This window comes from Azorhizophilus paspali (assembly GCF_043587585.2).
Classification (GTDB): Bacteria; Pseudomonadota; Gammaproteobacteria; order Pseudomonadales; family Pseudomonadaceae; genus Azotobacter; species Azotobacter paspali.
Map to the genome: position 1 here is coordinate 2910116 of NZ_CP171449.1, position 22308 is coordinate 2932423.

17 protein-coding genes and 6 pseudogenes are annotated in these 22308 nt (G+C 63.6%); 13 read left to right on the forward strand and 10 right to left on the reverse strand.

The annotated features are described in order from the left end of the window. Positions 1 to 26: 26 nt before the first annotated feature. The 3 genes and pseudogenes from ACGI6K_RS14150 to ACGI6K_RS14160 all read right to left on the reverse strand — a co-directional run bounded on the left by ACGI6K_RS14150 (position 27) and on the right by ACGI6K_RS14160 (position 4121). Entirely contained in the window at positions 27 to 1646 is a 1620-nt protein-coding gene (locus ACGI6K_RS14150) for a PEP/pyruvate-binding domain-containing protein (protein WP_376945643.1), read from the reverse strand. After that, positions 1643 to 2932 (reverse strand): hypothetical protein, encoded by a 1290-nt coding sequence (locus ACGI6K_RS14155; protein ID WP_394542948.1) that lies wholly within the window; start codon positions 2930 to 2932, stop codon positions 1643 to 1645. Before ACGI6K_RS14155 ends, ACGI6K_RS14150 begins: the two co-directional genes overlap by 4 nt. Further along, positions 2910 to 4121 (reverse strand): annotated as a pseudogene (locus tag ACGI6K_RS14160) (RNA-guided endonuclease InsQ/TnpB family protein). The gene ACGI6K_RS14155 and the pseudogene ACGI6K_RS14160 overlap by 23 nt, the downstream one beginning before the upstream one ends. 22 nt (positions 4122 to 4143) lie before the next feature. On the opposite strand from ACGI6K_RS14160, the gene tnpA reads away from it, so the two are divergent. After that, the gene (gene tnpA, locus ACGI6K_RS14165; protein WP_377968727.1) at positions 4144 to 4557 is read left to right on the forward strand and encodes an IS200/IS605 family transposase; all 414 of its coding nucleotides are present in this window, start codon (positions 4144 to 4146) and stop codon (positions 4555 to 4557) included. A gap of 25 nt (positions 4558 to 4582) precedes the next feature. On the opposite strand, the gene ACGI6K_RS14170 is transcribed toward tnpA, so the two are convergent. Both ACGI6K_RS14170 and ACGI6K_RS14175 read right to left on the reverse strand, forming a co-directional pair. Further along, on the reverse strand, positions 4583 to 5053 hold the full coding sequence (locus ACGI6K_RS14170; protein ID WP_376949370.1) for a hypothetical protein: 471 nt from the start codon (positions 5051 to 5053) through the stop codon (positions 4583 to 4585). 292 nt (positions 5054 to 5345) lie between these two features. Continuing rightward, entirely contained in the window at positions 5346 to 5834 is a 489-nt protein-coding gene (locus tag ACGI6K_RS14175; protein WP_376949368.1) for a SixA phosphatase family protein, read from the reverse strand. A 922-nt stretch (positions 5835 to 6756) separates the two neighbouring features. On the opposite strand from ACGI6K_RS14175, the gene ACGI6K_RS14180 reads away from it, so the two are divergent. Beyond that, complete coding sequence (locus tag ACGI6K_RS14180; protein ID WP_376947770.1) at positions 6757 to 7287, forward strand: ATP-dependent zinc protease family protein; 531 nt, start codon at positions 6757 to 6759, stop codon at positions 7285 to 7287. Between the two features lie 144 nt (positions 7288 to 7431). On the opposite strand, the gene ACGI6K_RS14185 is transcribed toward ACGI6K_RS14180, so the two are convergent. Beyond that, positions 7432 to 7662: a hypothetical protein gene (locus tag ACGI6K_RS14185; protein WP_376947772.1), complete on the reverse strand. Its 231-nt coding sequence runs from the start codon at positions 7660 to 7662 to the stop codon at positions 7432 to 7434. 463 nt (positions 7663 to 8125) lie between these two features. Between ACGI6K_RS14185 and ACGI6K_RS14190 the strand changes: the two genes are divergently transcribed. The 4 genes from ACGI6K_RS14190 (at position 8126) to ACGI6K_RS14205 (ending at position 11624) form a co-directional block, all read left to right on the forward strand. Then, on the forward strand, positions 8126 to 8809 hold the full coding sequence (locus ACGI6K_RS14190) for a response regulator transcription factor (RefSeq protein WP_376947774.1): 684 nt from the start codon (positions 8126 to 8128) through the stop codon (positions 8807 to 8809). Positions 8810 to 8850: 41 nt separating this feature from the next. Further along, complete coding sequence (locus tag ACGI6K_RS14195; protein WP_376947776.1) at positions 8851 to 10116, forward strand: sensor histidine kinase; 1266 nt, start codon at positions 8851 to 8853, stop codon at positions 10114 to 10116. A 117-nt stretch (positions 10117 to 10233) separates the two neighbouring features. Beyond that, a complete protein-coding gene (locus ACGI6K_RS14200) occupies positions 10234 to 10929 on the forward strand; it encodes a class I SAM-dependent methyltransferase (RefSeq protein WP_376947778.1) in 696 nt (231 codons plus the stop codon). Further along, positions 10926 to 11624, forward strand: a complete 699-nt coding sequence (locus ACGI6K_RS14205; RefSeq protein WP_376947780.1) for a lipopolysaccharide kinase InaA family protein — start codon at positions 10926 to 10928, stop codon at positions 11622 to 11624. Before ACGI6K_RS14200 ends, ACGI6K_RS14205 begins: the two co-directional genes overlap by 4 nt. Positions 11625 to 11685: 61 nt before the next feature. On the opposite strand, the pseudogene ACGI6K_RS14210 reads toward ACGI6K_RS14205, so the two are convergent. Beyond that, positions 11686 to 12493 (reverse strand): annotated as a pseudogene (locus ACGI6K_RS14210) (LysR substrate-binding domain-containing protein); the annotation flags it as partial. 68 nt (positions 12494 to 12561) lie between these two features. On the opposite strand from ACGI6K_RS14210, the gene ACGI6K_RS14215 reads away from it, so the two are divergent. The 3 genes and pseudogenes from ACGI6K_RS14215 (at position 12562) to ACGI6K_RS14225 (ending at position 14959) form a co-directional block, all read left to right on the forward strand. Continuing rightward, positions 12562 to 12720 carry a hypothetical protein gene (locus tag ACGI6K_RS14215; protein WP_376947782.1) on the forward strand — a complete coding sequence of 53 codons (159 nt, stop codon included), beginning with the start codon at positions 12562 to 12564 and terminating at the stop codon, positions 12718 to 12720. Next, positions 12717 to 13954, forward strand: a pseudogene (locus ACGI6K_RS14220) (MFS transporter). Before ACGI6K_RS14215 ends, ACGI6K_RS14220 begins: the two are co-directional and overlap by 4 nt. Positions 13955 to 14641: 687 nt before the next feature. Continuing rightward, positions 14642 to 14959: a DUF2790 domain-containing protein gene (locus ACGI6K_RS14225; RefSeq protein ID WP_376947784.1), complete on the forward strand. Its 318-nt coding sequence runs from the start codon at positions 14642 to 14644 to the stop codon at positions 14957 to 14959. 43 nt (positions 14960 to 15002) lie between these two features. Here ACGI6K_RS14225 and ACGI6K_RS14230 read toward each other — a convergent pair whose 3' ends face one another. Both ACGI6K_RS14230 and ACGI6K_RS14235 read right to left on the reverse strand, forming a co-directional pair. Further along, positions 15003 to 15317 carry a hypothetical protein gene (locus ACGI6K_RS14230; protein ID WP_376947786.1) on the reverse strand — a complete coding sequence of 105 codons (315 nt, stop codon included), beginning with the start codon at positions 15315 to 15317 and terminating at the stop codon, positions 15003 to 15005. Beyond that, positions 15314 to 16507, reverse strand: coding sequence for an IS4 family transposase (locus ACGI6K_RS14235; RefSeq protein ID WP_394542949.1), 1194 nt, complete (start codon positions 16505 to 16507; stop codon positions 15314 to 15316). The genes ACGI6K_RS14230 and ACGI6K_RS14235 overlap by 4 nt, the downstream gene beginning before the upstream one ends. 212 nt (positions 16508 to 16719) lie before the next feature. Here ACGI6K_RS14235 and ACGI6K_RS14240 point away from each other — a divergent pair. From ACGI6K_RS14240 to ACGI6K_RS14255, 4 genes and pseudogenes are all read left to right on the forward strand, one after another. Then, a pseudogene (locus ACGI6K_RS14240) lies at positions 16720 to 17228 on the forward strand (sigma-70 family RNA polymerase sigma factor). Between the two features lie 36 nt (positions 17229 to 17264). Then, positions 17265 to 18197, forward strand: coding sequence for a FecR family protein (locus ACGI6K_RS14245; RefSeq protein WP_376942457.1), 933 nt, complete (start codon positions 17265 to 17267; stop codon positions 18195 to 18197). 116 nt (positions 18198 to 18313) lie between these two features. Beyond that, positions 18314 to 20390: pseudogene (locus ACGI6K_RS14250) on the forward strand (TonB-dependent siderophore receptor); the annotation flags it as partial. A 173-nt stretch (positions 20391 to 20563) separates the two neighbouring features. Then, positions 20564 to 20911, forward strand: a pseudogene (locus ACGI6K_RS14255) (TonB-dependent receptor domain-containing protein); the annotation flags it as partial. Between the two features lie 97 nt (positions 20912 to 21008). On the opposite strand, the gene ACGI6K_RS14260 reads toward ACGI6K_RS14255, so the two are convergent. Then, positions 21009 to 22211, reverse strand: coding sequence for an aldose 1-epimerase family protein (locus ACGI6K_RS14260; protein ID WP_376942455.1), 1203 nt, complete (start codon positions 22209 to 22211; stop codon positions 21009 to 21011). Positions 22212 to 22308 lie beyond the last annotated feature (97 nt).

The following is a 22308-nucleotide window of genomic DNA, read 5'->3' on the forward strand; positions in this document are numbered from 1 at the left end:
CATTGGCGAAAATGCCTCCATGCCCATCAGTGTGGCTCATGACGCAAACGTTCGAGACGCTCGAGAAGATCCTGCGGCACCTGCTCCCTCACCTGCGCCGCGCCAGCGTACAGAGCCCCCTCGTTGCCGTCGAGAGTGAGCGGATCGCCCTCTTGCAGCGCCAGCCCGCCGATGGAGAGGCTGCGATCGGCCTCGTCGATCGTCAGACTGTCGCAACCGACCAGGCAGACCTTGCCCAACTGACGCGCCACCACCGCGGCATGCGAGGTGCGCGCGCCACGCTGGGTCAGCAGACCGTCTGCCAGGTGCAGGGCCGGCAGATCGCGCGTCTCGGCATCGCGCCGTACCAGCACCACGCTCGCGCCGGCCTCCTTGCGTGCCCGTACTTGCGCCTCGTCCAGGGCGATCTCGCCGCACACCACGCCGCCGGCCGCGCTCGTCGCGCGGGCCAGGGACTCGACGGGCCGGCCGGCCTCGCTCACCAGCCTGCGCACCGCCAGCGCCCGGGCATCTAGCCCCCGAGTCCGTTCGAGGGCGATGCGCTGCGGGATCAAGCCCTGGTCGCAGAGATCGAGGGCGATACGCGCCGCCGCCTGCGGCGTGCGTTTGCCGTCGCGGGTCTGCAGCAGGTAAAGCTGGCCGTCCTGCACGGTGAACTCGAAGTCCTGCATATCGCCGAAGCCCTGTTCGAGCCGCGCCATGGTCTCCAGCAGCGTTTCCCAGAACTGCGGCGCCACGGCGGCCAGTTCTTCGTGGCTCTGGACGCGGCGACGGCCGCTGACCACGTCCTCGCCCTGGGCATTGAAGAGGAAATCGACCCAGGGCGAAGGTTCGCCGCTGCTCGGGTCGCGGGTGAAACCGACCCCCGCCCCGGACATGCCACCGGCATTGCCGAACACCATCCGCTGCACCGTCACCGCCGTTCCCGGGGACGCGGGCAACTCGTACAGCTCGCGGTAGGCGCGGGCCTTGTCGCCGTACCAGGAGGTGAAGACTGCGGCGATCGCCGCGCGCAACTGGACCTGCGGGTCCTGCGGGAAGGCTTCGCCGGCCTCCCGCGCATAGGTGGCCAGATGGCGCTTCGCGATATCGCGCAGGGCGGCGAAATCCAGCTCGTGCTCGTCGCCATCGCCACGCACGGCATCGAGGTCCGCTTCGAAATGCCGCCCGTCGATAGCGGCGACCGCTTCGCCGTAGCCGGCGATCAGACGACGGTAGGCGTCCCAGGCGAGCCGGGGGTTGCCGGTGAGCCGCACCAGACCCGGCAGGGTCGCCTCGGTGAGCCCGATATCGAGTAGCGTATCCATCATTCCCGGCATGGAAACCGGCGCGCCCGAGCGCACCGACAGCAGCAGCGGGCGCCGCGCATCGCCGAAGCCGAGGCCGCTCTCCCGCTCCAGCCGCTGCAGCGCCTGCTGCCAGAGGCATGGGTCCGGCGCTTCCCGGCCGCACCAGCCGGTGCCGATGACGAAGGCCGGTGGCACGGGAAGTCCCATCGCCGCCATGCGCGCCAGGTTCCAGGCCTTGAATCCCAGGGAAGTCGGCGAGGCCTCCTCCGGCAAGGTCGCGCCGGCACCGATGGACAGGACCAGACGCAGCGGATCGCGCTCCTCCACATCCCGATGGGATTCGCTTTGTGGACTCATATCTCGCCTCCCAGCCGGTTGAACGACAGTTTGCGCAGGCCGTAGCCGGTGGCTAAAAGCGCATCGGTGGACTGCTCGAGGGCATTGGCGAAATCGGTACTCAGGCTCAGCGTCGCGCAATCGGACACATGCTCGGCCAGCACCCGGCGGACCTCGCGCAGCAGGCCGTCGCATTGGCGCTCGGCATTGAGAACCCGCCACAACGCGGCGACGAACTCCTCGTGGTCCGTGCCACTGCTCTGCTCGTTCAGGGTGCTGGCGACGGCCAGCGCCCTCACCTGGTCCTGCATGGCCGCCAGGACGCCGTCGGCCAGACGCTGCATCGCCTGCTGCACCTCGCCCTGCCAGCCCCGGTGATGGCCGTCGGCGATCAGCGATAACAGAAAAATCGCTTCCTCCAGGAAATCCGCCACATCGTCGGCCCGCTCGATCAGGCGGCTGAACGGGTCCCAACGCGGGTGGCGTTCGGCGCGGCGACGCGAACGCATCACCAACAGGTCGGCCTGACGCTCCCACTCCTTGGCCCGCTCGGCGAGTCCGAGCGCCGCTTTGCGGTCGTACTGCCGACCATGGACAAGCGCATCGCGCACCCCCATGGCCAGCTCGTGGCAATACGCCGCATGCTCGGCCAGCAGGTCGAATTCGTCGCGCCGCCTGAGCAGGTAGCGAACCAGCAGCAGCCGCGTCTCGTCCTCGATCAGCGCGACGGGCTGGCGCTGGCGCATCGCCTGGCTGGCGAGCTTCAGCACCTCGATCAGGAAAGCCCTGGCCTGGGTAGCGCCTATCACCTGGTCGAGGCGGTCGCCGACATGGAAGTAGTCGGCGCCCAGGGCCTGCATGGCGGTGTAGATCAGGCGTTCGCCGCCGGCCGCCAGCCAACCCATGTGTCCCGCTCCGCACTTGGCCGCCTCGGCGAGCACGGTCACCGCGTCGGATTTGTCGACGAACTGCTGCAGGCGCTTGCGGGCGCGGTTCCAGTCGATCAGGAAGACGATCCGCGCGCCGATGTCCTCGAGCATCCGCTGCAACCCCAGCTCGTCCCGGCAGGCAAAGGTCGCGGTACCGACATGGTAGGCCTCGCCCGCATTCAGCCCAGCGGTGGTCCGCGTCTCCAGGCCGGACCAGTCGGCCCCGAGTTCGACCAGCATGGCGCGGAAAAAGGCGAAACGTTGGCGGTGCAGGTCGGAATAGTTGACATCCTCCCCTCCCTCTCGCTGACGCTCGCCGCCCGAAGGGCGGAAAGGAAGGGGATTCCTACCGTGTTCAGCCCACCCGGGCCGACTCACCTCGGTGGGTTCCTGCTGCTGGCGGCATTACCGCACCACTCACTTCACAGGCGAACCGGGCGTGTCCCGCCCTTAGCACATTGAGCGCGCCGACCACATCGGCGTTTTCCTCGAAACCGCATGCCACACACTCGAACCTGGCTTGCGTCTGGCGGTTGTCCGCCGACACATGCCCGCAGCACGGACAGGTGCGGCTCGTGTTCCGTGGCGGCACGGCAACGAGCCAGCCGCCGTTCCATGCCAGCTTGTAGTCCAGTTGACGGCGGAACTCGAACCAGCCCTGATCGAGGATGGATTTGTTCAGGCCGGACTTGGCCCGAACATTTCTCCCCGGCTTCTCGGTATTGCCTGCCGCCGATCTGGACATGTTCCGCACCTGCAAGTCCTCGATACACACCATCGCGTGGTTTTGGCTGATAGTCGTTGAGGCTTTGTGCAGGTAATCGCGGCGGGCGTTGCCGATGCGCGAGTGAATCTTCTGGACGCGGCCCTTCGCCTTCTTCCAGTTGTTGCTGAATTGGGTTTTGCGGCCCATCGCCTGCTGCGCCTTGCGCAGGGCCGTCTCGTGTCGCTTGAAACTGTGGAGCGGGGCATGGAACGTGCCATCCGACAGGGTGGCAAACCGCGCCACGCCCAGGTCGATACCGACCGCGCCACCGTTCGGGATGGGCTGCGCAACCTCGCGCTCGCTCTGGACCGACACGAACCACTTGCCGCAGGACTGGCTGACGGTGACGTTCTTCACTGTCCCCAGCACGTCCCGGCTGTTGCGATAACGCAGCCAGCCGAGCTTGGGCAGGAAGATTCGGCTGTTGGTCTGGTCGAGCTTGATCTGTTTCGGGTCGGGGTAGCGGAAACTGTCGGACCGCCCCTTCTTCTTGAAACGCGGGAAGTCGGCCCGCTGGGCGAAGAAGTTGGCGTAGGCCCGCTCCAGATCCTTGAGCGCCTGTTGCAACGGATGAACCGGCGCATCCGCCAGCCATGCCGTCTCCGGATCATGCCGCCATTCCGTGAGCCGCTTGCACAGCCCGGCATAGCCGAGCTTCTTCTCGCCGTGCTCGTGGCGCTCCTACTGCAACGCCAGCGCCTTGTTGAACACGAACCGGCACGAGCCAGCGAAGCGGCGCATTTGCCGCTCCTGCTGGCCGTCTGGCCTGAGTTCAAATTTGAAGGCTTGAAGGCGTTGCATTACCCAATCATACTCTTGGTCTATGAGCGATGACAACGATATACGGCACGGTCGGCACTGCGTTTTCAAGATGCACGTCCATTTGGTCTTTGTGGCGAAATACCGTCGCAGCGTGTTCGATGGCGATGCCATCGAGCGGTTGCGTACCATCTTTGCCAAGGTCTGCGCCGACTTCGAGGCCAGCCTGATCGAGATGGACGGCGAGGACGATCACGTTCACCTGTTGGTGGAATACCCACCGAAGGTGGCCGTGTCCAGTCTGGTGAACAGCCTCAAAGGCGTTTCCAGCCGCCTGCTGCGCAAGGAACGGCCCGACATCCAGAAACGCTACTGGAAGGGCGTGCTGTGGTCGCCGTCCTACTTCGCCTCATCTTGTAGCGGCGCACCGATCTCCATCGTGCGCCAGTACATCGAACAGCAGCAGACGCCGCACTGACCCAAGGACGGCTACGCCGTCCGCGCTATCCTTCACCGCCCTGCAGGGCGAGGCTTGCCGCGCACCGGGTCAACGCCTTCAGCCGCTCCGCCTGCAGCCGGTCGTCAGTCAAGGTGTCGAGCCAAGCGCACCAGCGCTCCACCCGGCTGTCCAGCGCGGATTCGGCCGCGCCTTCGAGCAGAGGCCGGGCCATGATGCGCAGATCGTCCCGCAACAGGGCGGCGACACGGGGCAGATCGGGAATGTGCAGATCCCTGCCCTCTCGGTAGGCCGTACCGGGCAGGTCCTTGAGCCAGGCGGCGCCGACTTGCGCACTGGCCAGTTCATGACCCAGATTCGGCGGCGGCGTATCCGGCTGCTCGGCATGGGTCCGGGCGACCTGCAACACCGTCAGGTACAGCTTCAGGCGGTCGTTGGCCGCCAGCGCCGCGGTAACCCAGGCCGGACGCAGCAATTGCATCTGCCCCAGAGAGGCGACCACATCAATTTTCTCCATAGCCCCCTCGAATCCGGACTCGCCACGCTTATCATCAATCCAGGCTATAACGGCCAAATTTCAGTTCCGTGGCCAACACCGGCCCGCCGACGGACGGCAATGCCCGGCTGCCGGACCGAGTCGGGCGTTTCGCTTCGGGCAGGGCTGCGGCATCGCGCTTCGCCTGCGGACAAAAACCGGCCCGTTCGAGGATGTGTACCTGCCCTGCATGAAGGACAGGTCGGAAGCCTAGGCTCGAACGCCGGCAAAAGGGCGCCCTGCGCTCGGCCGAAAGCCTTGAAAACGCCGGCTCTCAAGCCTTCTTAGGACGGTCAAGCTTGACTTTCGCCGGCTTGAACTCCCCGACGCTCGACCAGAATTCGGCATCGAACTTGAACTCGACGACGGAACAGGTAGGCAGAGGGCCGACCTTGCCTGAGAGACGCCTGGCCAGATCGGCCAACTGGGGATTGTGACCGACCAGCAGCACACTCTTCAGCTTATCGTCCTGGGTTCGGATGATGTCGAGCAACTCGTCCGCCTGACAGGCATACAGCCGATCGTCCGTCTTGATGTCCTTCAGGCTGTAATCGAGGCACCTGGCGATGCCTTCCGCCGTCGCCAGCGTGCGCAGTGCCGGACTCGACAGGATCAGATCGGGCTTTATCGAGCGCTTCGCCAGCCGCCTGCCCATTTTTTCCAGATCGCGCCTGCCACGCTCCGCCAGGGGTCGGTCGCGGTCGGAAAAGGCCGCGCCTTCCTTAGGCGATTTCGCGTGACGAACGAGAAACAATTTTTTCATTAAAAGCCCATGCGGCGAGGCCTTCACGACGACACTGACAAGTTAGTCCAGCCTCATCCCCTTGCAAGCCGGACTTACGAAAGGCGAGCCGGGCCGGCAGGCGGATGTTCCAGGGCAATCGCATGAAGCGCTCGCCTGATACCAGACTGGAAAGATTGTGTGCCTAGTCGTTCCGGCGTGGTCTTCAAATCCGGTGCATCGGCTGCTTGCCGAGGGGCTGGACAGTCCCTGTTTCGGCCCCCCGGCCGAGTCACTTTCTCTTTGCGCGCGCAAAGAGAAAGTAACCAAAGAGAAAACGCGCCCGGTCATTCGGCCCCGGCTACGCCGGGGTTCCCTCGCTCCGGCGCCGCTCCGAGGGTCGTCGCACAAGGGGCATCCATGCCCCTCGTACGACTCTCGCCGCCTCCCTGCGGCTCGCCCCTCTACGCGACGCCTGCGCTCGGCCTTCTGAACGGGAGTCGGGCTCCGGGTTGCCTGAAAGCGCTTTCGCTCTTGTGGCACGGCTTGTCAGGCCGCGCCGGATGCTCCCTTCAGGAGGCCGAGCGGAATCGTCGTGGAAGGGGTCGAGCGGCAAGGATGCCGCGAGAGCCGCGATGGGCCATGGATGGCCCTTCGCGGCGAGCCCCTGGAGCGACGATGGAGCGAGGGAACCCGGAGCGAAGCGCAGGGCCGGATGAGGGGGTGGCCTTCTTTTGGGTTACTTTTTCTTGGCCAGGCAAGAAAAAGTGACTCGGCCGGGGGGGCGAAACGGAGACTGTCCGGCCCCTCGGCAAGCAGCCATGCCAAGGCTCACACAGTCTTTCCAGTCCGGTATCGGAAAGACATTTCATGCGATTGCCCTGGCGGATGCTCGTGGCGGCGACATTCCCTTCACCTGCGAACTACTATGGTGGACCCATTTTCCCCAGGAGCCTGTCACCTCATGCGTTTATCCAAGCCCCTTCCCCTGATGCTGCTGCTGAGCGCCCTTGCCCTCCCCGCCGTCGCCGCCGAGTCGCCCGAACGGGTCTTCGGCTGGATCGAGAAGGGTTCGATCGAACCAGAGAACATCCCGGTGAAGATGAAGCTGGATACCGGCGCCCTGACCTCCTCCCTGGACGCCAAGGATCTGCGGCGCTTCGAGCGCGACGGCGACGAGTGGGTACGCTTCGACGTCGAGGTGACCGACAAGGATACCGGCAAGCTGATCGACTCCAGGTTCGAGCGCCGAGTGCTGCGCAACGTGAAGGTCCGCGGCGCCGGCGGGGCGGAACGCCGGCCGGTGGTGAAGATGCAGATCTGCATCGGCAAGCAGATCTATGAGGAGGAGTTCTCCCTGAACGACCGCGGCAAGATGAACTACCCCGTATTGATCGGCCGGCGGACCCTGGGGCACCTGGGCCTGGTGGACGTCTCCCGGACCTTCACCGTCGATCCCAAATGCTCACGTGGCAGCGCGGCCAAGGCCGACTGAGCCCGCCGCCGGCGAATCGGAGCGAACGGCACGCTACGGCTTATCCTCCCCTCCCGCGCCCGAGAAGAGCACCGCAGGAGAGAGGGAGACGAAAGCCTGCCGGGCGGATACTGCACGAAAATGCCCCGCCCGAGGTGCGGAGCATCAGCGCTGCAGTTCCTCCCAGTCGGGCAAGATTCCCATGTCGCGCGCCCACATGGCCAAATCGACGTGCTTGGCCATGACGACATCCCGCGCGGTATCCAGCATATAGAAATCACCCAGCTCCGCGTATGCCTGGGAGCCTTCCCGGCAGCGGCAGAGCTGCTGATTGTCCTGTTTGAGCAGACGGTTGATCCTGGCCAGCAAGGCCCGCTCGGTCACCTTCACCTTCATCGGAACGACCTCCTCTTGGGGTGGAGAAGCTAGGCGTGTCATCAATTGTTTCCCACATTGCGACGGAGCCCGCGTTAGCACGGGGCAAGGCGCGAGGAGAGAAGCTTGGTCGCTCAAACGGACGACAAACAACGCCGCACTGCGCCAAAGCAAGCCCGTCCTTCGGGATTGCGCCGGAAATGAAGCCATGCGGCACTGCAGGAATGACCATTGCCTGCAGGCTGCGCCTCGCCGAACGCGGCCTGCCCCGACCCCATTTCCGGCGGCGACGCAACCGGGTAAATAATTGATGACACGCCCTGATACCAGTGTGCAGCAGCGAAAGAGCGGGCAGGCCCGGATGCGACGAGCGGACTTCTCGCCCGCACCGGCCCGGCAGAAAGCCTTCACATGCAACATTCGCCTGCCGCGCCCGCCGGCAGCTTGCTACAGTATCGACCCCGGTACTTCCGAGAATCCCTTCATGCGCATCCTGGTCATCGAAGACAACCGCGACATCCTCGCCAACGTACTCGACTATCTGGAGCTCAAGGGCTACACGGTCGATTGCGCCCAGGACGGACTGAGCGGACTGCATCTAGCGGCCACCGGGCAGTACGACCTGATCGTGCTGGACATCATGCTGCCGGGCATCGACGGCTACCAGGTCTGCGAGCGCCTGCGCCACGATGCCGGCAGCGAGACGCCGATCATCATGTTGACCGCCCGCGACGCCCTGGACGACCGCTTGCAGGGCCTGAACAGCGGCGCCGACGACTACCTGCTCAAGCCCTTCGCCCTGTCGGAACTGGTGGCGCGCATCGAGGCGGTGCTGCGCCGCACCCAGGGCAGCCGCAAGCGCCAGTTGCAGGTCGGCGACTTGATCTACGACCTCGACACCCTGAACGTCAGCCGCGCCGGCAAGCAACTGCGGCTGAATCCGATCGGCTACAAGCTGCTGGCGATCCTAATGCAGAAGAGCCCGGCCGTGGTGCGCAGGGAATTTTTGGAGAACGCTCTGTGGGGCGACGACCTGCCGGAGAGCGATAGTCTACGCAGTCATATCCACCAACTGCGCCAGGCACTCGACAAGCCCTTCGACAAGCCCCTGCTGCACACCATCCACGGCGTCGGCTACCGCCTGACAGAGAACCTGGACGCGAATTAGGGCGTGCCATCCATTATTTCCCCGTTGCGAGGAAACAACGGATGACACACCCCAAGCAGCCTTTCGCCCGACGCATCGTCATCGCCTTCACCCTGATGACTCTGGTGGTCAGCGGCTTCTTCTCCCTGAGCATCGTCGCCATCGTCCACTTCGTCGAGCGCCACCTGGTCTCCCAGGAACTCAAGAGCGAACTGGACACCGTGATCAACCAGGACATCAAGCAAGGCCATATCCCGCGCCTGGACGCGGCCACCCGCTTCTTCGCCTCGGACCTGCCGCCCTACGCCATCCCCGAGTCGCTGCGGCATGCCGAGAAAGGCTTCAGCGAATTGCGCGAGGGCGAGCGCGCCTACTACATCTATGTAATGAAGCGCGACGGCCAGACCTACATGCTGGTGGAGGACCAGAGCGAGTTCGAGGCGCGCGAGCAGATGCTGTTCCGGGTGATCCTGTTCAGCTTCCTGCTGAGCGTGGTCGGTGCCTGGCTGCTCGGCCTGCTGCTGGCGCGCAAGGTGATCGCGCCGGTGATTCGCCTCGCGCGCCAGGTCCGACACCGCGACCAGTTGCTGCCGCTGGCCCCGCCTTTGGCGCCGGAATACCCCGACGACGAGGTCGGCCACCTGGCGGCGGCCTTCGACAGCACCCTCGGCCAGTTGCGCCAGAGCTTGGAGCGCGAGCGCCTGTTCACTAGCGACGTCAGCCACGAGTTGCGCACCCCGCTGATGGTCATCCAAGGTTCCTGCGAACTGCTGCGCGAAACCGAACTGCCAGTTCAGGCCAACCGCCAAGTGGAACGGATCGGCCGGGCCGCTCAGGAAATGCACGAGTTGGTGCAAACCTTTCTAATCCTCGCCCGCGCCCGCCGCGAAGAGGCCGCCAGCGGCGGCAGCGCTACCCTAGCCAACGTAGCGGAGGAGCAGAGCCGGCGCTGGGGACCGCCGATACGCGCCAAGGGCCTGAACTTCGAACTGGTCGTGGAGGATACCGACAGCGCCTCCTACAACCTCACCTTTCTGAGCACGGTCCTCTCCAACCTGCTGCGCAACGCCCTGCATTACACCGAGAACGGCACGGTGCGGCTGATCCTCGAAAAGGGTGGATTCCGCGTCGAGGACAGTGGCGCGGGCATTCCCGCCGAGCACCGCGAACGCATCTTCCAACCCTTCGTGCGCGGCGAGCAGGCACGTGGCGAGGGGCTAGGCCTCGGGCTGTCACTGGTCAAGCGGATTTGCATGCACCAGGGCTGGCAGGTACGAGTGAGCGACCTAAAGCCGAGCGGCAGTTGCTTCCGAGTCAGCCTGAAATAGCCGCTGCGACGAACGGAACGCCAACGCCACCATTTTTGTCATTTTTTGGTCACCTTCCGGCGGATTTCACGGTAAAATCGCCACCATCCTCCCCCAGCCCAACAAACTCTTGCCATCATGTCGAGAACACGCATTAGCGGACTGGAACTACCACGCCAATTCGGTCAGACCCAGACCGCACAACGCCTGGCCAGGCATTGCGACCGTCTTGTCCGGCAGCTTTCCCACTGGCGTGACGGACAACTGGTCCGGCGTGCATTGAAGCAGGCCGGTGAACCCAACCTGATCCTGGACTTGCCGTGCGGCGCCGGTCGCTTTTGGCCCCTGCTGACCGAGCATCCAGAACGGGTAGTGCTCGCCGCCGACAGCTCGGCGGAAATCCTGTCGATGGTCGAGACCAGGCACCCCGACGAGGTGCTGGCCAGGGTGCGGACCTTCCAGGCCGCCCCCGTCGCCATCGACCTGCCCGACAACGCGGTCGACGGCATTCTCTGCATGCGCCTGCTGCACCACGTCGCCGACCGCGACAGCCGGCTGGCCATCCTCCGCGAGTTCCACCGGGTCAGCCGCGACAGCCTGATCGTTTCCCTCTGGGTGGACGGCAACTTCAAGGCCTGGCGCCGCCGCTACCTGGCGCGGCTGCGCGCCGCCCGGGAGGGTCGCGAGGAGAAGCGCAACCGCTTCGTCATCGAGCGCGCAACCATCGAGGCCGAATTCCGCGAAGTCGGCTTTAACATCGCCGGGCACCACGATGCCCTGCCCGGCTATGCCATGCGGCGCATCTATGTGTTGTTCAAGAGGATCTCAGCGTGAACGAATCGATCGCCTTGCGGCCGTTGGACTCCTTCGTCGGCACCTTCCAATGCTGGTGGAACCGCCAGGGGGAATGGGTCGAGGAACCCAATGTTCGTCGCGCCGGGGAAAGCGGCGTACAGCGCCTGAGCGCGTTCAGCGTGCCGCTCTACAGCAAGCGCCAGACCGGGCACCTCTACCACTCGCTGCGCTACCCCTTCGGCCGGCCAACGGTGCTGCGCGAGCAGGACGCCCTCGTGGCCATCGGACGCCTCGGCGTGCGCTTGCCGAAGATCGTCTTCTGCTCTGCGCGCAAGACCGCGGGCAAATGGCAGGCCTTGCTGGTCACCGAATCGCTGGAAGGCTTCGTCAGCCTGGATGCCTGGTACCAGGGCGACGCACGCCAGCGGTGGGGCGACGCGGTCCACCGGCAGATGCTCGAACAATTGGCCCTGACCCTCAGCCGCCTGCATCGGGGCCGCTGGGAACATGGCTGCTGCTATCCCAAGCACATCTTCGTCAAGGTCGAGGAATGCAACGGACAGCCGCAGGTGGAGATCGCCCTGATCGATCTGGAGAAGAGCCGCCGGCGCCTGCGCGTCGCCACTGCCTCGCGCCGCGACGTGGGCCAGTTGCGCCGCCACAGCCCGGCCATGTCGCCGGCCGAATGGGCTTTCTTCAAGGCCGCCTACGACCAGGCCATGGCCGCGGATTGATCCCCCGGAGAGGGGCCGCCGAACTCCTGTCCGCAGCGCCCCCTCCCGCCATCCCGGAGCCCTATCCTGGAAACATCCTCGCCCCCAGGAAGTCAATGAAGGCCCGTAGCCGGGGCGAGACCTGTCGCCCGGAAGGCCAGAGCAGGTAGAAGTACCCCGTACCCTCCATGTAATCGTCCAGCACGCTGCGCAAGCGGCCTTCAGCCAGGGCGCCGCGGATGGCGAAGGCGGGCAGGCGAGCCCACGGCCACGCTGTGCGAAGCACACCCGCGTCTCGATGTTGTTGCAGACCATGGAGACAGGCAACTGCGGCTCGGGTTCGTCCGGCAGTCGGTGCAGCGGCTAGGGTTCGAGCTTGCCGGTGTTGGGAAAGCGATAGTGCAGGCAGGCATGGCCGGCCAGGTCGGCCGGACGCCGGGGAACGCCCCGGCGTTCAAGGTAGTCGGGCGAGCCGACCACCAGCAGGCGGAAGGCGCCGAGCCGCCGCGCCGACAGCCGCGAATCGGACAACTGACCGGTGCGCACCACCACATAGAATCCTTCATCGATGACATCCACCAGACGATCGGTGAAATCCAGATCCAGCTTGATCTCCGGGTACTCGGCCATGAAGTCGGCCAGTATCGGCAGCACCAGCGAGCTGACCAGCGGCAGACTCACGCGCAGGCGCCCGCGCGGCGCCCCGGCGGTGCGCGAAAGCGCGAGCTCCGTCGCCTCTATCTCGGCCAAGATGCGCCGACTGCGCTCGAGGAACAGCGACCTTCCGCGGTCAAGACGATACTGCGCGTGCTACGGTGGAACAGGCGCGCCCCCAGCTTCTCCTCCAGCCGCGCCACCCGCTTGCCGACAGCCGAAGCCGAGATTCCCAGCGGATCGAACCCTAGGCCTCCCGAAGCGCGTCGATGCGCTCATCGATACGGCGCCGGCCGGCGCCGTGGTGCCATTGTCGAAAACGCAGAACGGGTCTATCGCCGCGCCGCAGGTCTGGCCGACCTTCGGCGTGGCGCTGACCGACACCTTCCCCGCAGGCATGTCCAGCCGTGCCGTCGGCGCATTGCACGATGCGCTCCATCGACTGGGCGGGGTACGGGTATGAACCGATCGCAACACTCGCCCGGCGCCGTATCGGACTTCCGGCAGTCCGCCAGCACGACCGTTGCCGAGCGACTTCCCCTGTCCGCCCTGCTGGCCCTGGCCATGACCGGCTTCATCGCCATCCTCACCGAAACCCTTCGGCCGGACTCCTGCCGCAGCTCGGCCGGAGACTCAACATTTCGCAGGCGCTAGCCGGCCAGTTGGTCAGCGCCTACGCACTCGGCTCGCTGGTTGCGGCGATTCCCCTGATCACTCTGACCGCTGGCTGGCGACGGAAGCCGCTGCTCCTGCTCGCCATCGGCGGCTTCCTGCTGTTCAACAGTATCACTGCGCTGTCGTCCAGCTGCCCGCTCACACTGCTCGCCCGCTTCCTCGCGGGCGTCGCCGCCGGCCTGGCCTGGGGCCTGCTGGCCGGTCATGCGCGCCGCATGGTGGCCGCCCCACTGCAAGGGCGCGCCATGGCCATCGCGATGCTGGGCAAGCCGCTCGCCCTTTCGCTGGGCGTACCGGCGGGAACCTGGCTCAGCGCCCTGGTCGGCTGGCGGATAGCCTTCGGCCTGATGTCCGGGCTGACCCTGATCCTGGCGGTCTGGGTACTGCGCAAGGTACCGGACTTCCCTGGGCGGGCGGCCGAGCGGCGGCCGGGCATACGCCAAGTCTTCGCGATCCCCGGCGTACGCCCGGTCCTGCTGGTGATCCTGCTCTGGGTGCTGGCGCACAACATCCTCTACACCTACATCGCGCCCTTCTTGGCGCCGGCCGGCATGAGCGCCAGCGTGGGCCGGATTCTGCTGGTGTTCGGAGCTTCGGCCCTGCTGGGCATCTGGATCGTCGGCCTGCTGATCGACCGCTGGCTGCGTGCCCCGGTGCTGCTCAGCCTCGGCGGATTCTCCCTGGCATCGCTGGCGCTGGGCTTTGGCGGTACGCAGCCGGCCGTGGTCTACGCCAGCGTGGCGGTATGGGGCCTAACCTTCGGCGGTACGACGACACTACTGCAGACGGCTTCGGCGGATGCCGCCGGCGAGGGCGCCGACCTGGCCTAATCGATGATCGTCACGGTCTGGAACCTCGCTATCGCCGGCGGCGGCGTGTTCGGCGGTCTGCTGCTGGAAACCGCCGGCGTGGGCGCTTTCCCCTGGGTGCTGCAGGGAGTGCTCGCGGCTGCCCTGCTTTACGCCGGGATAGCCAGGACCCACGGCTTCAGAGCAGAACCACGACAGGTGCGGGCGGACTGAGCGACGACCAACAGCCGGGGGCCGGACGAAACCGGTGCCCCGGTTGTTATCGTGGGAAAATATATCTATCTGCCATCAGTAAGTTCTTTCGTAGACGACGTGGAACATATATCCGGAAGTCACGCAATCCATGCCCCGCTTACGAGTGAAGATAAATGTAAATAAACTTTTAAATGTAAGTATTTGTTCGACGAAAAGCCTGCAACATCCCGTCCGGACAGGAATTGACGGCATTTCCGGAAGAAAGCATCAATCGGTTGCATTCAGTTTCATTTACCGGGTGGATTCAATCTCTAATTTTTACTACGTTGTAATCATGCATCGCGGTAGCCGAACGACTAGCCACCATCAACTCTTGTTCGACTCAGGAGGCATGACATGAACAACCTAGACAACCGAACAGTACGTGCCGTGCGTAGAAGTGGAAACATCCATACCACTCGAAGATACCGCACTCAATGGCCATGGCGGACAACGCTCGCGAACGGCGCGCAACAGGCCCGGATCCCATGCCTGGCGCTACCTTCAGCCTGGCCCACGGCCAGCGCACGACAGCCCATGAGCTGCGTCTAGCACGGGCACGGTCGGCCGGCCCCTCGTCCGGCGACCTCTCGCAATCTCACGAAATTCGGTGCCGAGTCATGAACTCGCATCCTCGATATTTTTATCACCTGTCGAAATAACGCTATGAATATGAAACCGAAGACGAAAACCACGAAAATTTTCATTGCCATGATCGTATCCACGACTGCCTCCCTGGCCATGGCCGATATCAACCACAGAAACTCCAGCAATACTGAAAGCGCACACCCATCGATCGTCGAAACAATGCCTTACAAATACAATATGAATCTGGATATTGCCGAGCCCCTGGAGTTCGAATATCTCCGCACGGCGCCGGCCCATTGCGGCCCCATTCCGGCCAGAATGACTTACAAGGACTCGACCGGTGCGGTAAGGACTATCGAATACTTGTATCCGGATACGAGTGGCTGTACGGATTAAAGTTATCCGTAGCATTTGAGTCACTCCGGCGCACCGGCCACCGCTACGAATGAAAGCGGTGGCCTGTACGCAATCGCTTCTTGTCCGGGCCGACCGGCGGCGTTTCGCTCATTTCGATCGGACGCCCGGCCCGGATCTCCCCACCCTGCCGCAAAGCCTGCTTCACGTCCTTCATCCCCGCCTTGTCGTCGAACGCCCCGGTGCCGAATGAATATCCCGAAGGCCAGTCCTTCCAGAGAGCCTGCCGGGGGAACGAGGCCGAAGAGCGCGGATGCATCCGTTCCTGCAGCCCGGCGGGAATGCCTGCAAGCGCCTTCAGCGTCAGCGGTCGGATTCTGAGTGATCCCCACAAAATCACCGCAGTTCCCGCGCTTGCCGGTGGACCTCCTGCCGCAGGGTCAACTCCAGCTCCCGCAGCCTATCTCGGGGAATGTCTCCCACATAAGTGCGTGCATACTCCAGTCCCAGCCGCCACAGCGACAGCACGTGCCTGTCCTTGACGCTATTGCTCTGAAAGCGCCGCGCGTGCCCTGCCTCCCGCGTCTGCAAACCCAGCAGGTACAACGCATAGCTGGCCAGCACGGCAATCAGCAGCAGGATCTCGATGCGCCGCGGACAGCGGCTTCGATGCAGCCCCAGGCCGAACCCCAGCCGATGGCTTTTCAGGTCGCGCAAGCCTTCCTCGATCTGCATGCGCCGCTTGTAGATCGCTGCGACCCGCGCGGCATTCCACTGCGCCTCGGGCAGGTTGCTGGCCAGCAGCCAGGGCTCGCTTTCGCGCTGTGCGTTTTGCCGGCTGCGTTTATCCCGGGCCACGGTTCCGGTGATGCGCCGGTGCTTGCGCCCCCGTGGCGCATGCTTTACCGCGTAGAGTTGGGTGGACCAGGGCGCCGAGCGCGTCATTTCGAGGCCACCGAGCCGTTTCGGCGATGCCGAGGCCAGGGCGTACAGGCTTTTCACTGGCTGCCAGGGCTGCTCGGCGAATCGGCACAGGTCGCGATTGCGCACACGGCCGACGTAATGCCAACCCATGGCTTCGACGGCCTGGAACCAGGGCCGCCGGAAACCGGCATCGGTGACCAGGATGGGCGTGCAGCCGGCTGGCAGCATCGCCGCGAGCGCCTCGAGCAGGCGTTTCTGGCAACGCGGGCAGCCCTCGCGCGGATGGACGACTTCACAGACCGGCAGCGAACGCCCGGCCAGCGGGATCGCGGCGCGCAGCAGGAACAGCGTGCCGGCGGCATCGATCGGCGACCAGTCCACCAGGATCGACGGATGCTCGAGCGACCCCAGCAGGGCGCGGAGCATGGCCCAGTAGAACACCCCCCGCTCGGCCTGCAACTGCCGGTTGCCGAGCAGGCGGTCGACCCGCTTGATCGCATGCTTGGGCCAGGCAGAGCCGGGCAGGAAGCGCCCCAGCGCGGTCAGGCTCAGGCAGCGGCCTTGCAGCAGGGCGGCCACTGCGGCCATCAGGGCTTCGAGACGGCGGGCATGGATCGTGGGGAGTGCCTTGGCGAAGGCATCGTGCAAGAATTGGACGGTCTGCATGGGTAGGGGGACATCGGTCAGTTTGGCGACAACCAACGTGCCCACCCATGCAGGCCTCTTCAAGCCCTACCCAATTGATTTTCTTGGAAAGTTTCTGGGGATCACTCAGGGTCGGATTTCATCGGCTGTCGAACCAGACAGCGATTGATAACAAAACCTGCTTCGCACGGATAATGCAAAAAATTCTCATTTAGTGATATCGAAGCAGTACCGTGCCGACGACTTCCGATCCGAACGCCCTGCTGGCAACGCTCTACCGGAAAAACCATCGCTGGCTGCACACCTGGCTGAGCCGGCGACACTACAGTGTCTCCAGGACGCGGCCGACCTGACTCAGGATACCTTTCTGCATGCCCTGAATTCCCGACAGTTGGAACAGATCCAGGAACCGCGGGCCTTCGACACCCTGGCCAAACGCCTGCTGTGCAACCTCTGGCGGCGGCAACTGGAGCGCAGCTATCTCGACGCCCTCGCCCAATTACCGGAACGCTTCGCACCGTCCGAGGAAGATATCGCGCTGGTCCGCGAGGCCATCGAAGCCATCGACCAGTTACTGGACGGCCTGCCCTAACGCGCCCGTCGAGCCTTCCTGCTCAACCGGCTGGACGGCCTCGGCCAACAGGCCATCGCCGAGCGGCTGGGCGTCTCCCTGGCAACGGTCGAACGCGACCTGCGACACGCCTACATCCACTGCCTGACGTGGGACCCCGAACAGCCATGAAACCTCCCCCGACTGGATGCGCCGACCCGAGCCGCTGTGGACTGGACGCTGCGGCTCGATCCCGAGCGCGCGCCCCTCGAGAATCGGCAGGCCTTCGCCGCCTGGCTGGCCGCCGATCCCCGCCATGTCTCCGCCTGGCAACGGGTCAACGGTTTGCTGCAACAGCCATTGGCCGACCTGCAACGGGCCGAAACCCGCAGTCCCGGTCAACTGGACGCGGCCAAGCGAGCCCTGGACACGCCAGCCTCAGCCCAGCGCCGCCGTCTGCTGGGAGGACTGTCGCTGCTGGACCTCGGGCTTTCCGGCACAGCCGCCGTCGACCGGCTGGTGCCGCTGCACGGCCTGCTGGCCGATCACCACACCAGTACGGCACAGCGCAAGAGCGTCACCCTCGCCGACGGCACGCATTTGATCCTCAATGCGCGTACCGCGCTGGACGTGCATTTCAACGATGCCCGCCGGCGCACCCACCTGCTTGAAGGCGAGCTGCTGGCACAGGTCGCCGCGGACCCGCTGCGCCCCCTCGTGATCGTCACCGCGCAGGGACAGGTGAAAGCCTCGGAGACTCGACTGCTGATTCGCCAGGAGGCCGGGCGCAGCCTGGTCAGCGTGCTGCGGCAGGATGCCTGGTTGCAGCAGCGGGACGGCAGCGAAACCCTTCTGCATCCCGGCCAGGCGGCCTGGTTCGACGAACGGGGCATACGACCGGCCGATGCCAGCCTGCTGACCCGCGCCACCTGGAGCCAGGGTTACCTGGAAAGCCGCGACGAACCGCTCGGCCGACTGATCGAGGCCATGCGCCCCTACTATCCGGGATTGCTGCGGATCAGCCCGGCTGCCGCCGAGATCCGCACCTTCGGCATTTTCCGGGTGGACGACATCCATCAGGCCCTGCGCTCGCTGGCGGAAACCCTGCCAGTACGGGTAACCAGCTATGGCCCGCTGCTGACAACGATCGACCGGGCCTGACGGAAAACGGCACGCTCATCAATCACACGAAAAAATTACGAATATTTCTCGAAAGCATGAGGGGTTTTCCCCGCCTCGTCGGACAGAGCAGGTAAATATCCATCGCGAGGCCCCTCATGCTCCCTCCCAATCCACATTTCGGCCCCCTGGCTCTGGCAATCGCCATCGCTCTGGCATACAGGCTCATCCGGCATCGGCCCGGGAAGACGAATAGGCTTCCCAGGCCAGGCTACAGAACTTCAATATCCCCCGCCGGCGCACTCGGCGACACGCTGGGCCAGATCGCCCGAAAGAGCGGCCGCGTGCTGTCCGTCGACCCGGCCCTGCTGGAAGGTCTCGACGCCCCGGCCATCCGCGGCCAACTGAGCCCGGAAGACGCCGCGCGCCAGGCGCTGGCCGGCACCGGACTGGAATTGCTGGTAACGGGTAGCGGCACGCTGAGCGTGCAACCGGTCGATGAAAAAACGGCGCAGTCGGGAGGGCGGATCGACGGCATCAGCCTGGATGCCATGACCGTGGAGGACAATGTCCTCGGCACCATCATCGAAAACACCAAGTCCTATACGCCCGGCACCATCGCGACCGCCACCCGGCTGGTACTGATGCCTCGCGAGGCACCGTAGACCGTCACGGTCGTCACTCGGCAGCATATGGACGATTTCAATCTCACCAATATCAACAAAGTGATAGATCATAGCCCTGGTGTCATGCGACACGGCACAGATAACTACCGATCCTATTACTATGCCCGTGGCTACCAGATCCAAAACTTTCAATACGATGGTATTCCGGTTTTGACCGGTACCGACATGGGCAATACATCGGTCGATATGATCCAGTACGATCGAATCGAGGTCATCAAAGGAGCCAGTGGCCTGACTACCGGCGCGGGTACTCCGGGTACCACTATCAACCTTGTGCGCAAGAAACCTACCCATGAATTTTCTGGACACGCCACGGCCGAATATGGCCGCTGGGATAACTACCGCACCGAATGGGATATGGGTGGTCCCTTGAACGAAAGCGGCAGTATCCGCAGCCGTTTTGCGACCGCCTTTCAGGATCAACAATCCATCATGGATCATTTCAAGGAGCAGACCCGTGCGCTGTATGGCATTCTGGAGGTGGATCTATCTCCACAAACACTGTAAACCATCGGTGCCAACTATGACAAAAAAATTCCGACCGGTAACAGTGCCGGAGGATTTTCACTTCTGGATAGCGCCAACAATGAAATAAATATGTCTCGCTCCTTCAATCCTGGAGCAAGTTGGAGTCGGGTAGAGCAATTCAGCCATGCCCTCTTTACCCAATTGGACCATGAATTCAACAATGGCTGGAGTAGTCGGATCTACTACACCTTCCAAAGAAATGCATATGATGCGAATTTGGGAGCCATTCAATACACACCCAATGCTGATGATGGCAGTTCCGCTTTGGCTACCGGCCAATACAGGTACAAGATAAGAACTCAGGCATTAAAGGGCTATGCCCGTGGACCTTTTGAACTGTTTGGCCGCCCCATGAGTTGGCAGTTGGAGTCAGTGGCTATCACAACCATCTCAAAGGCTCTGGGCATAACTACCGTATAGTGTCCATTAACAATTTTTGGGACTGGGACGGGGACGGCAACGTAGGAAGGTCAGACTGGGGTGGTATCCTTTATCGTGCTGAAGATCGCGTCAACCAACGCGCCTACTATGCCAGTGGCCGTTTCAGTCTGACTGATGACCTCGCCGTGATTCTGGGCGGCCGGGTAACCAATTATCGTCGGGGTGGCGACAGCAATATGCGCGAAACGGGCGAGGTGGTTCCTTTCGCAGGTATCACCTACGACCTGAATGATAATTTTTCGCTGTATGCCAGCTATACCAAGATATTCCAGCCACAAAGTACCCGGACGAAAGTTACTTTGTACTCGATCCGAATGAAGGCGATAGCTACGAGGGCGGACTCAAGGGCGAATGGTTCAATGGTCGGCTGAATGCCAGCCTGGCCTATTTTGAAATTCGCGAGGACAACCGTGCCGAGTTTGTGGGTTGGAATAGCGAACGAAACTACAGTATGTACGAGGAAAAGAAAGCCAAGACCAAGGGTATCGAACTGGAGGTCAGTGGTGAACTGATGCCTGGCTGGAATATTCAGGCGGGCTTTACCCATCAGGTCATTCGGGAAGATGAAACCAACGAGAAGCTAGAGCATTTTCATGAAACACAGGTTCACTTCCTCAACCCATCGTAGGCTGGGCTGAGCCCCGCGAAGCCTGATGCCGCGAGGCTGTCGTCGATACAGATGGTTGGGGTTCGCAGGCTCACCCCAACCTACGTAGCTCACCAGAAGGTGAATCCGAATAAGGTGAAAATACTCTAACGACCTTCGAGCCGGAGAACCAACTCAGACTCTATACGACCTATCGGTTACCCGGCAGATTGAACAGAATCACCATCGGCGGCGGTGGCAGTTACCAAGGCACGACCTGGCGGGATGGTACGGATGCTCTGGGTAATGACCATCAATATAGGCAGGAAGCCTTCTGGTTGGTCAATCTGATGGGTAAATATCAGATCACCGATAATCTTTCAGCCACACTCAACATTAACAACTTATTTGACAAGTATTATTATTCCAATTACGGGGAGTCATGGAATGGTATAGCCACCAAGACTTATGGCGAACCTCGTAATATGATACTGACAACTCGTTGGGATTTTTAAGAAGAGCAAGACTGCATGGATAAGGATATCCGTAACATTCAAGCCCCCCGGTACCCCGGCCACCGCTCCGAACGAAAGCGCTGGCCGGTACGCAGGATCACACCCCGCCCAGGTCGACCAGCGGCGTTTCGCGCACCTCGGTCGGACGCCCGGCCTGGATCTCGTCGATCCGTTGCAGGGCCTGCTCTACGTCCGCCTGGTCGGCGAGCAGCCTGAAGCCGAGCTGGAAGCGGCGCTGCTCCCTGGGACCGATGGTCGGCACCAGCCCCAGCGAACGCTGGAAGCGGCGGTTGTAGGCGAAGCTGGTGCCGGGCTCCAGGCCGGTGACGTAGCCCTGGCGCTCGGTGTCGGTGTTCTTCCACAGAGAGAACACGGGCAACTGGGCGATATCGAAGGCGACCGCCACGCCCCGGTCGCCGGCTCGGTTGTGCAGCACCGCCAGGCTCTCGCCCAGCGCATCGCCATAGGGAATGAGGTTGTAGACGGTTTCGTCGTAGCCCTCGGTCGGCCCGCGATAGCTCTGCCACTCGGCCAGTTCACCGCGCGCCCGTTCGTTGAACGGCGAAACCTGTCTGACCGGTGCGACGAAGCGCGCGCCCTGCTCCAGCAGCGGCGTACCGAAGTTGTTGTGGTAGAGCGCCTGGTATTCCCTGGGGTAGTCGCCGCGATTGGTCAGGGTGTCGTCGAGGTCGAAGCCCAACGAGCCCGGCTCGGTGCTGAGTTCGCTGGAAATGGCGAAGTCGACCTTCTTGAACGCCTGTTCCTTCAGTTCGCCGCGTAGGCGGATGGTATGCGGCGGCTTGCTGTCGATGCTCAGCACTACCCGCGAGGCCGGGATGTTCGACACCCGACCGTGCAGGCTGAGCAGTTCGCCGTTGTCCACGCCGGGGTGGCCGATCCACTCGTAGCCGCAACGGGTGACCAGTTCGTTGAAACCCTCCAGCCAGCCGAGGCCAGCGCGGGCGTCCCGCTCGATGAAGGCCGGGTTGACCACCTCGGCGACCGGCGAGTCCCAGCCCAGGCGAACGTCGTCGGCCACCGCGCGCAACACGTTCATGCCGCGAGTCGGCACCACGGTGATGGTCATGGCGCCGTTGTCGATGTCGATCAGGCTGACGCCTTCCTGGCGCCCGCCGTGCAGGGTGCGCAGATTGACCGAGAAGGGTTTGGCGATCTCGATGCCCAGTTGGCGGCTGTCGATGCGCCAGTCCTGCGGGGCCTTGTCGCTGTCGATCAGGACGAATTCATGGACCGGCGCGGGCGTGGCGCCCGGGCCGTCGAGGCCGGAATGCTTCTTCATGGTGAATCCCCGTGGTTCGATCGGGTTGTCGGCCGGGCGGCCGGGGCACAGGGAACACGCCTCCGGCGCCCTCCCCATCCCCGCGACACGGGCCGCG

Bases quoted from the DNA above. Each gene is read 5' to 3' on its own strand.
- ACGI6K_RS14190 (WP_376947774.1), top strand. From the start codon at position 8,126: ATGCGCATCCTGGTCATCGAAGACAACCGCGACATCCTCGCCAACGTA.
- ACGI6K_RS14200 (WP_376947778.1), top strand. From the start codon at position 10,234: ATGTCGAGAACACGCATTAGCGGACTGGAACTACCACGCCAATTCGGT.
- ACGI6K_RS14260 (WP_376942455.1), bottom strand. From the start codon at position 22,211: ATGAAGAAGCATTCCGGCCTCGACGGCCCGGGCGCCACGCCCGCGCCG.
- ACGI6K_RS14170 (WP_376949370.1), bottom strand. From the start codon at position 5,053: ATGGAGAAAATTGATGTGGTCGCCTCTCTGGGGCAGATGCAATTGCTG.
- ACGI6K_RS14225 (WP_376947784.1), top strand. From the start codon at position 14,642: ATGAATATGAAACCGAAGACGAAAACCACGAAAATTTTCATTGCCATG.
- tnpA (WP_377968727.1), top strand. From the start codon at position 4,144: ATGAGCGATGACAACGATATACGGCACGGTCGGCACTGCGTTTTCAAG.
- ACGI6K_RS14150 (WP_376945643.1), bottom strand. From the start codon at position 1,646: ATGAGTCCACAAAGCGAATCCCATCGGGATGTGGAGGAGCGCGATCCG.
- ACGI6K_RS14175 (WP_376949368.1), bottom strand. From the start codon at position 5,834: ATGAAAAAATTGTTTCTCGTTCGTCACGCGAAATCGCCTAAGGAAGGC.
- ACGI6K_RS14235 (WP_394542949.1), bottom strand. From the start codon at position 16,507: ATGCAGACCGTCCAATTCTTGCACGATGCCTTCGCCAAGGCACTCCCC.
- ACGI6K_RS14180 (WP_376947770.1), top strand. From the start codon at position 6,757: ATGCGTTTATCCAAGCCCCTTCCCCTGATGCTGCTGCTGAGCGCCCTT.
- ACGI6K_RS14185 (WP_376947772.1), bottom strand. From the start codon at position 7,662: ATGAAGGTGAAGGTGACCGAGCGGGCCTTGCTGGCCAGGATCAACCGT.
- ACGI6K_RS14195 (WP_376947776.1), top strand. From the start codon at position 8,851: ATGACACACCCCAAGCAGCCTTTCGCCCGACGCATCGTCATCGCCTTC.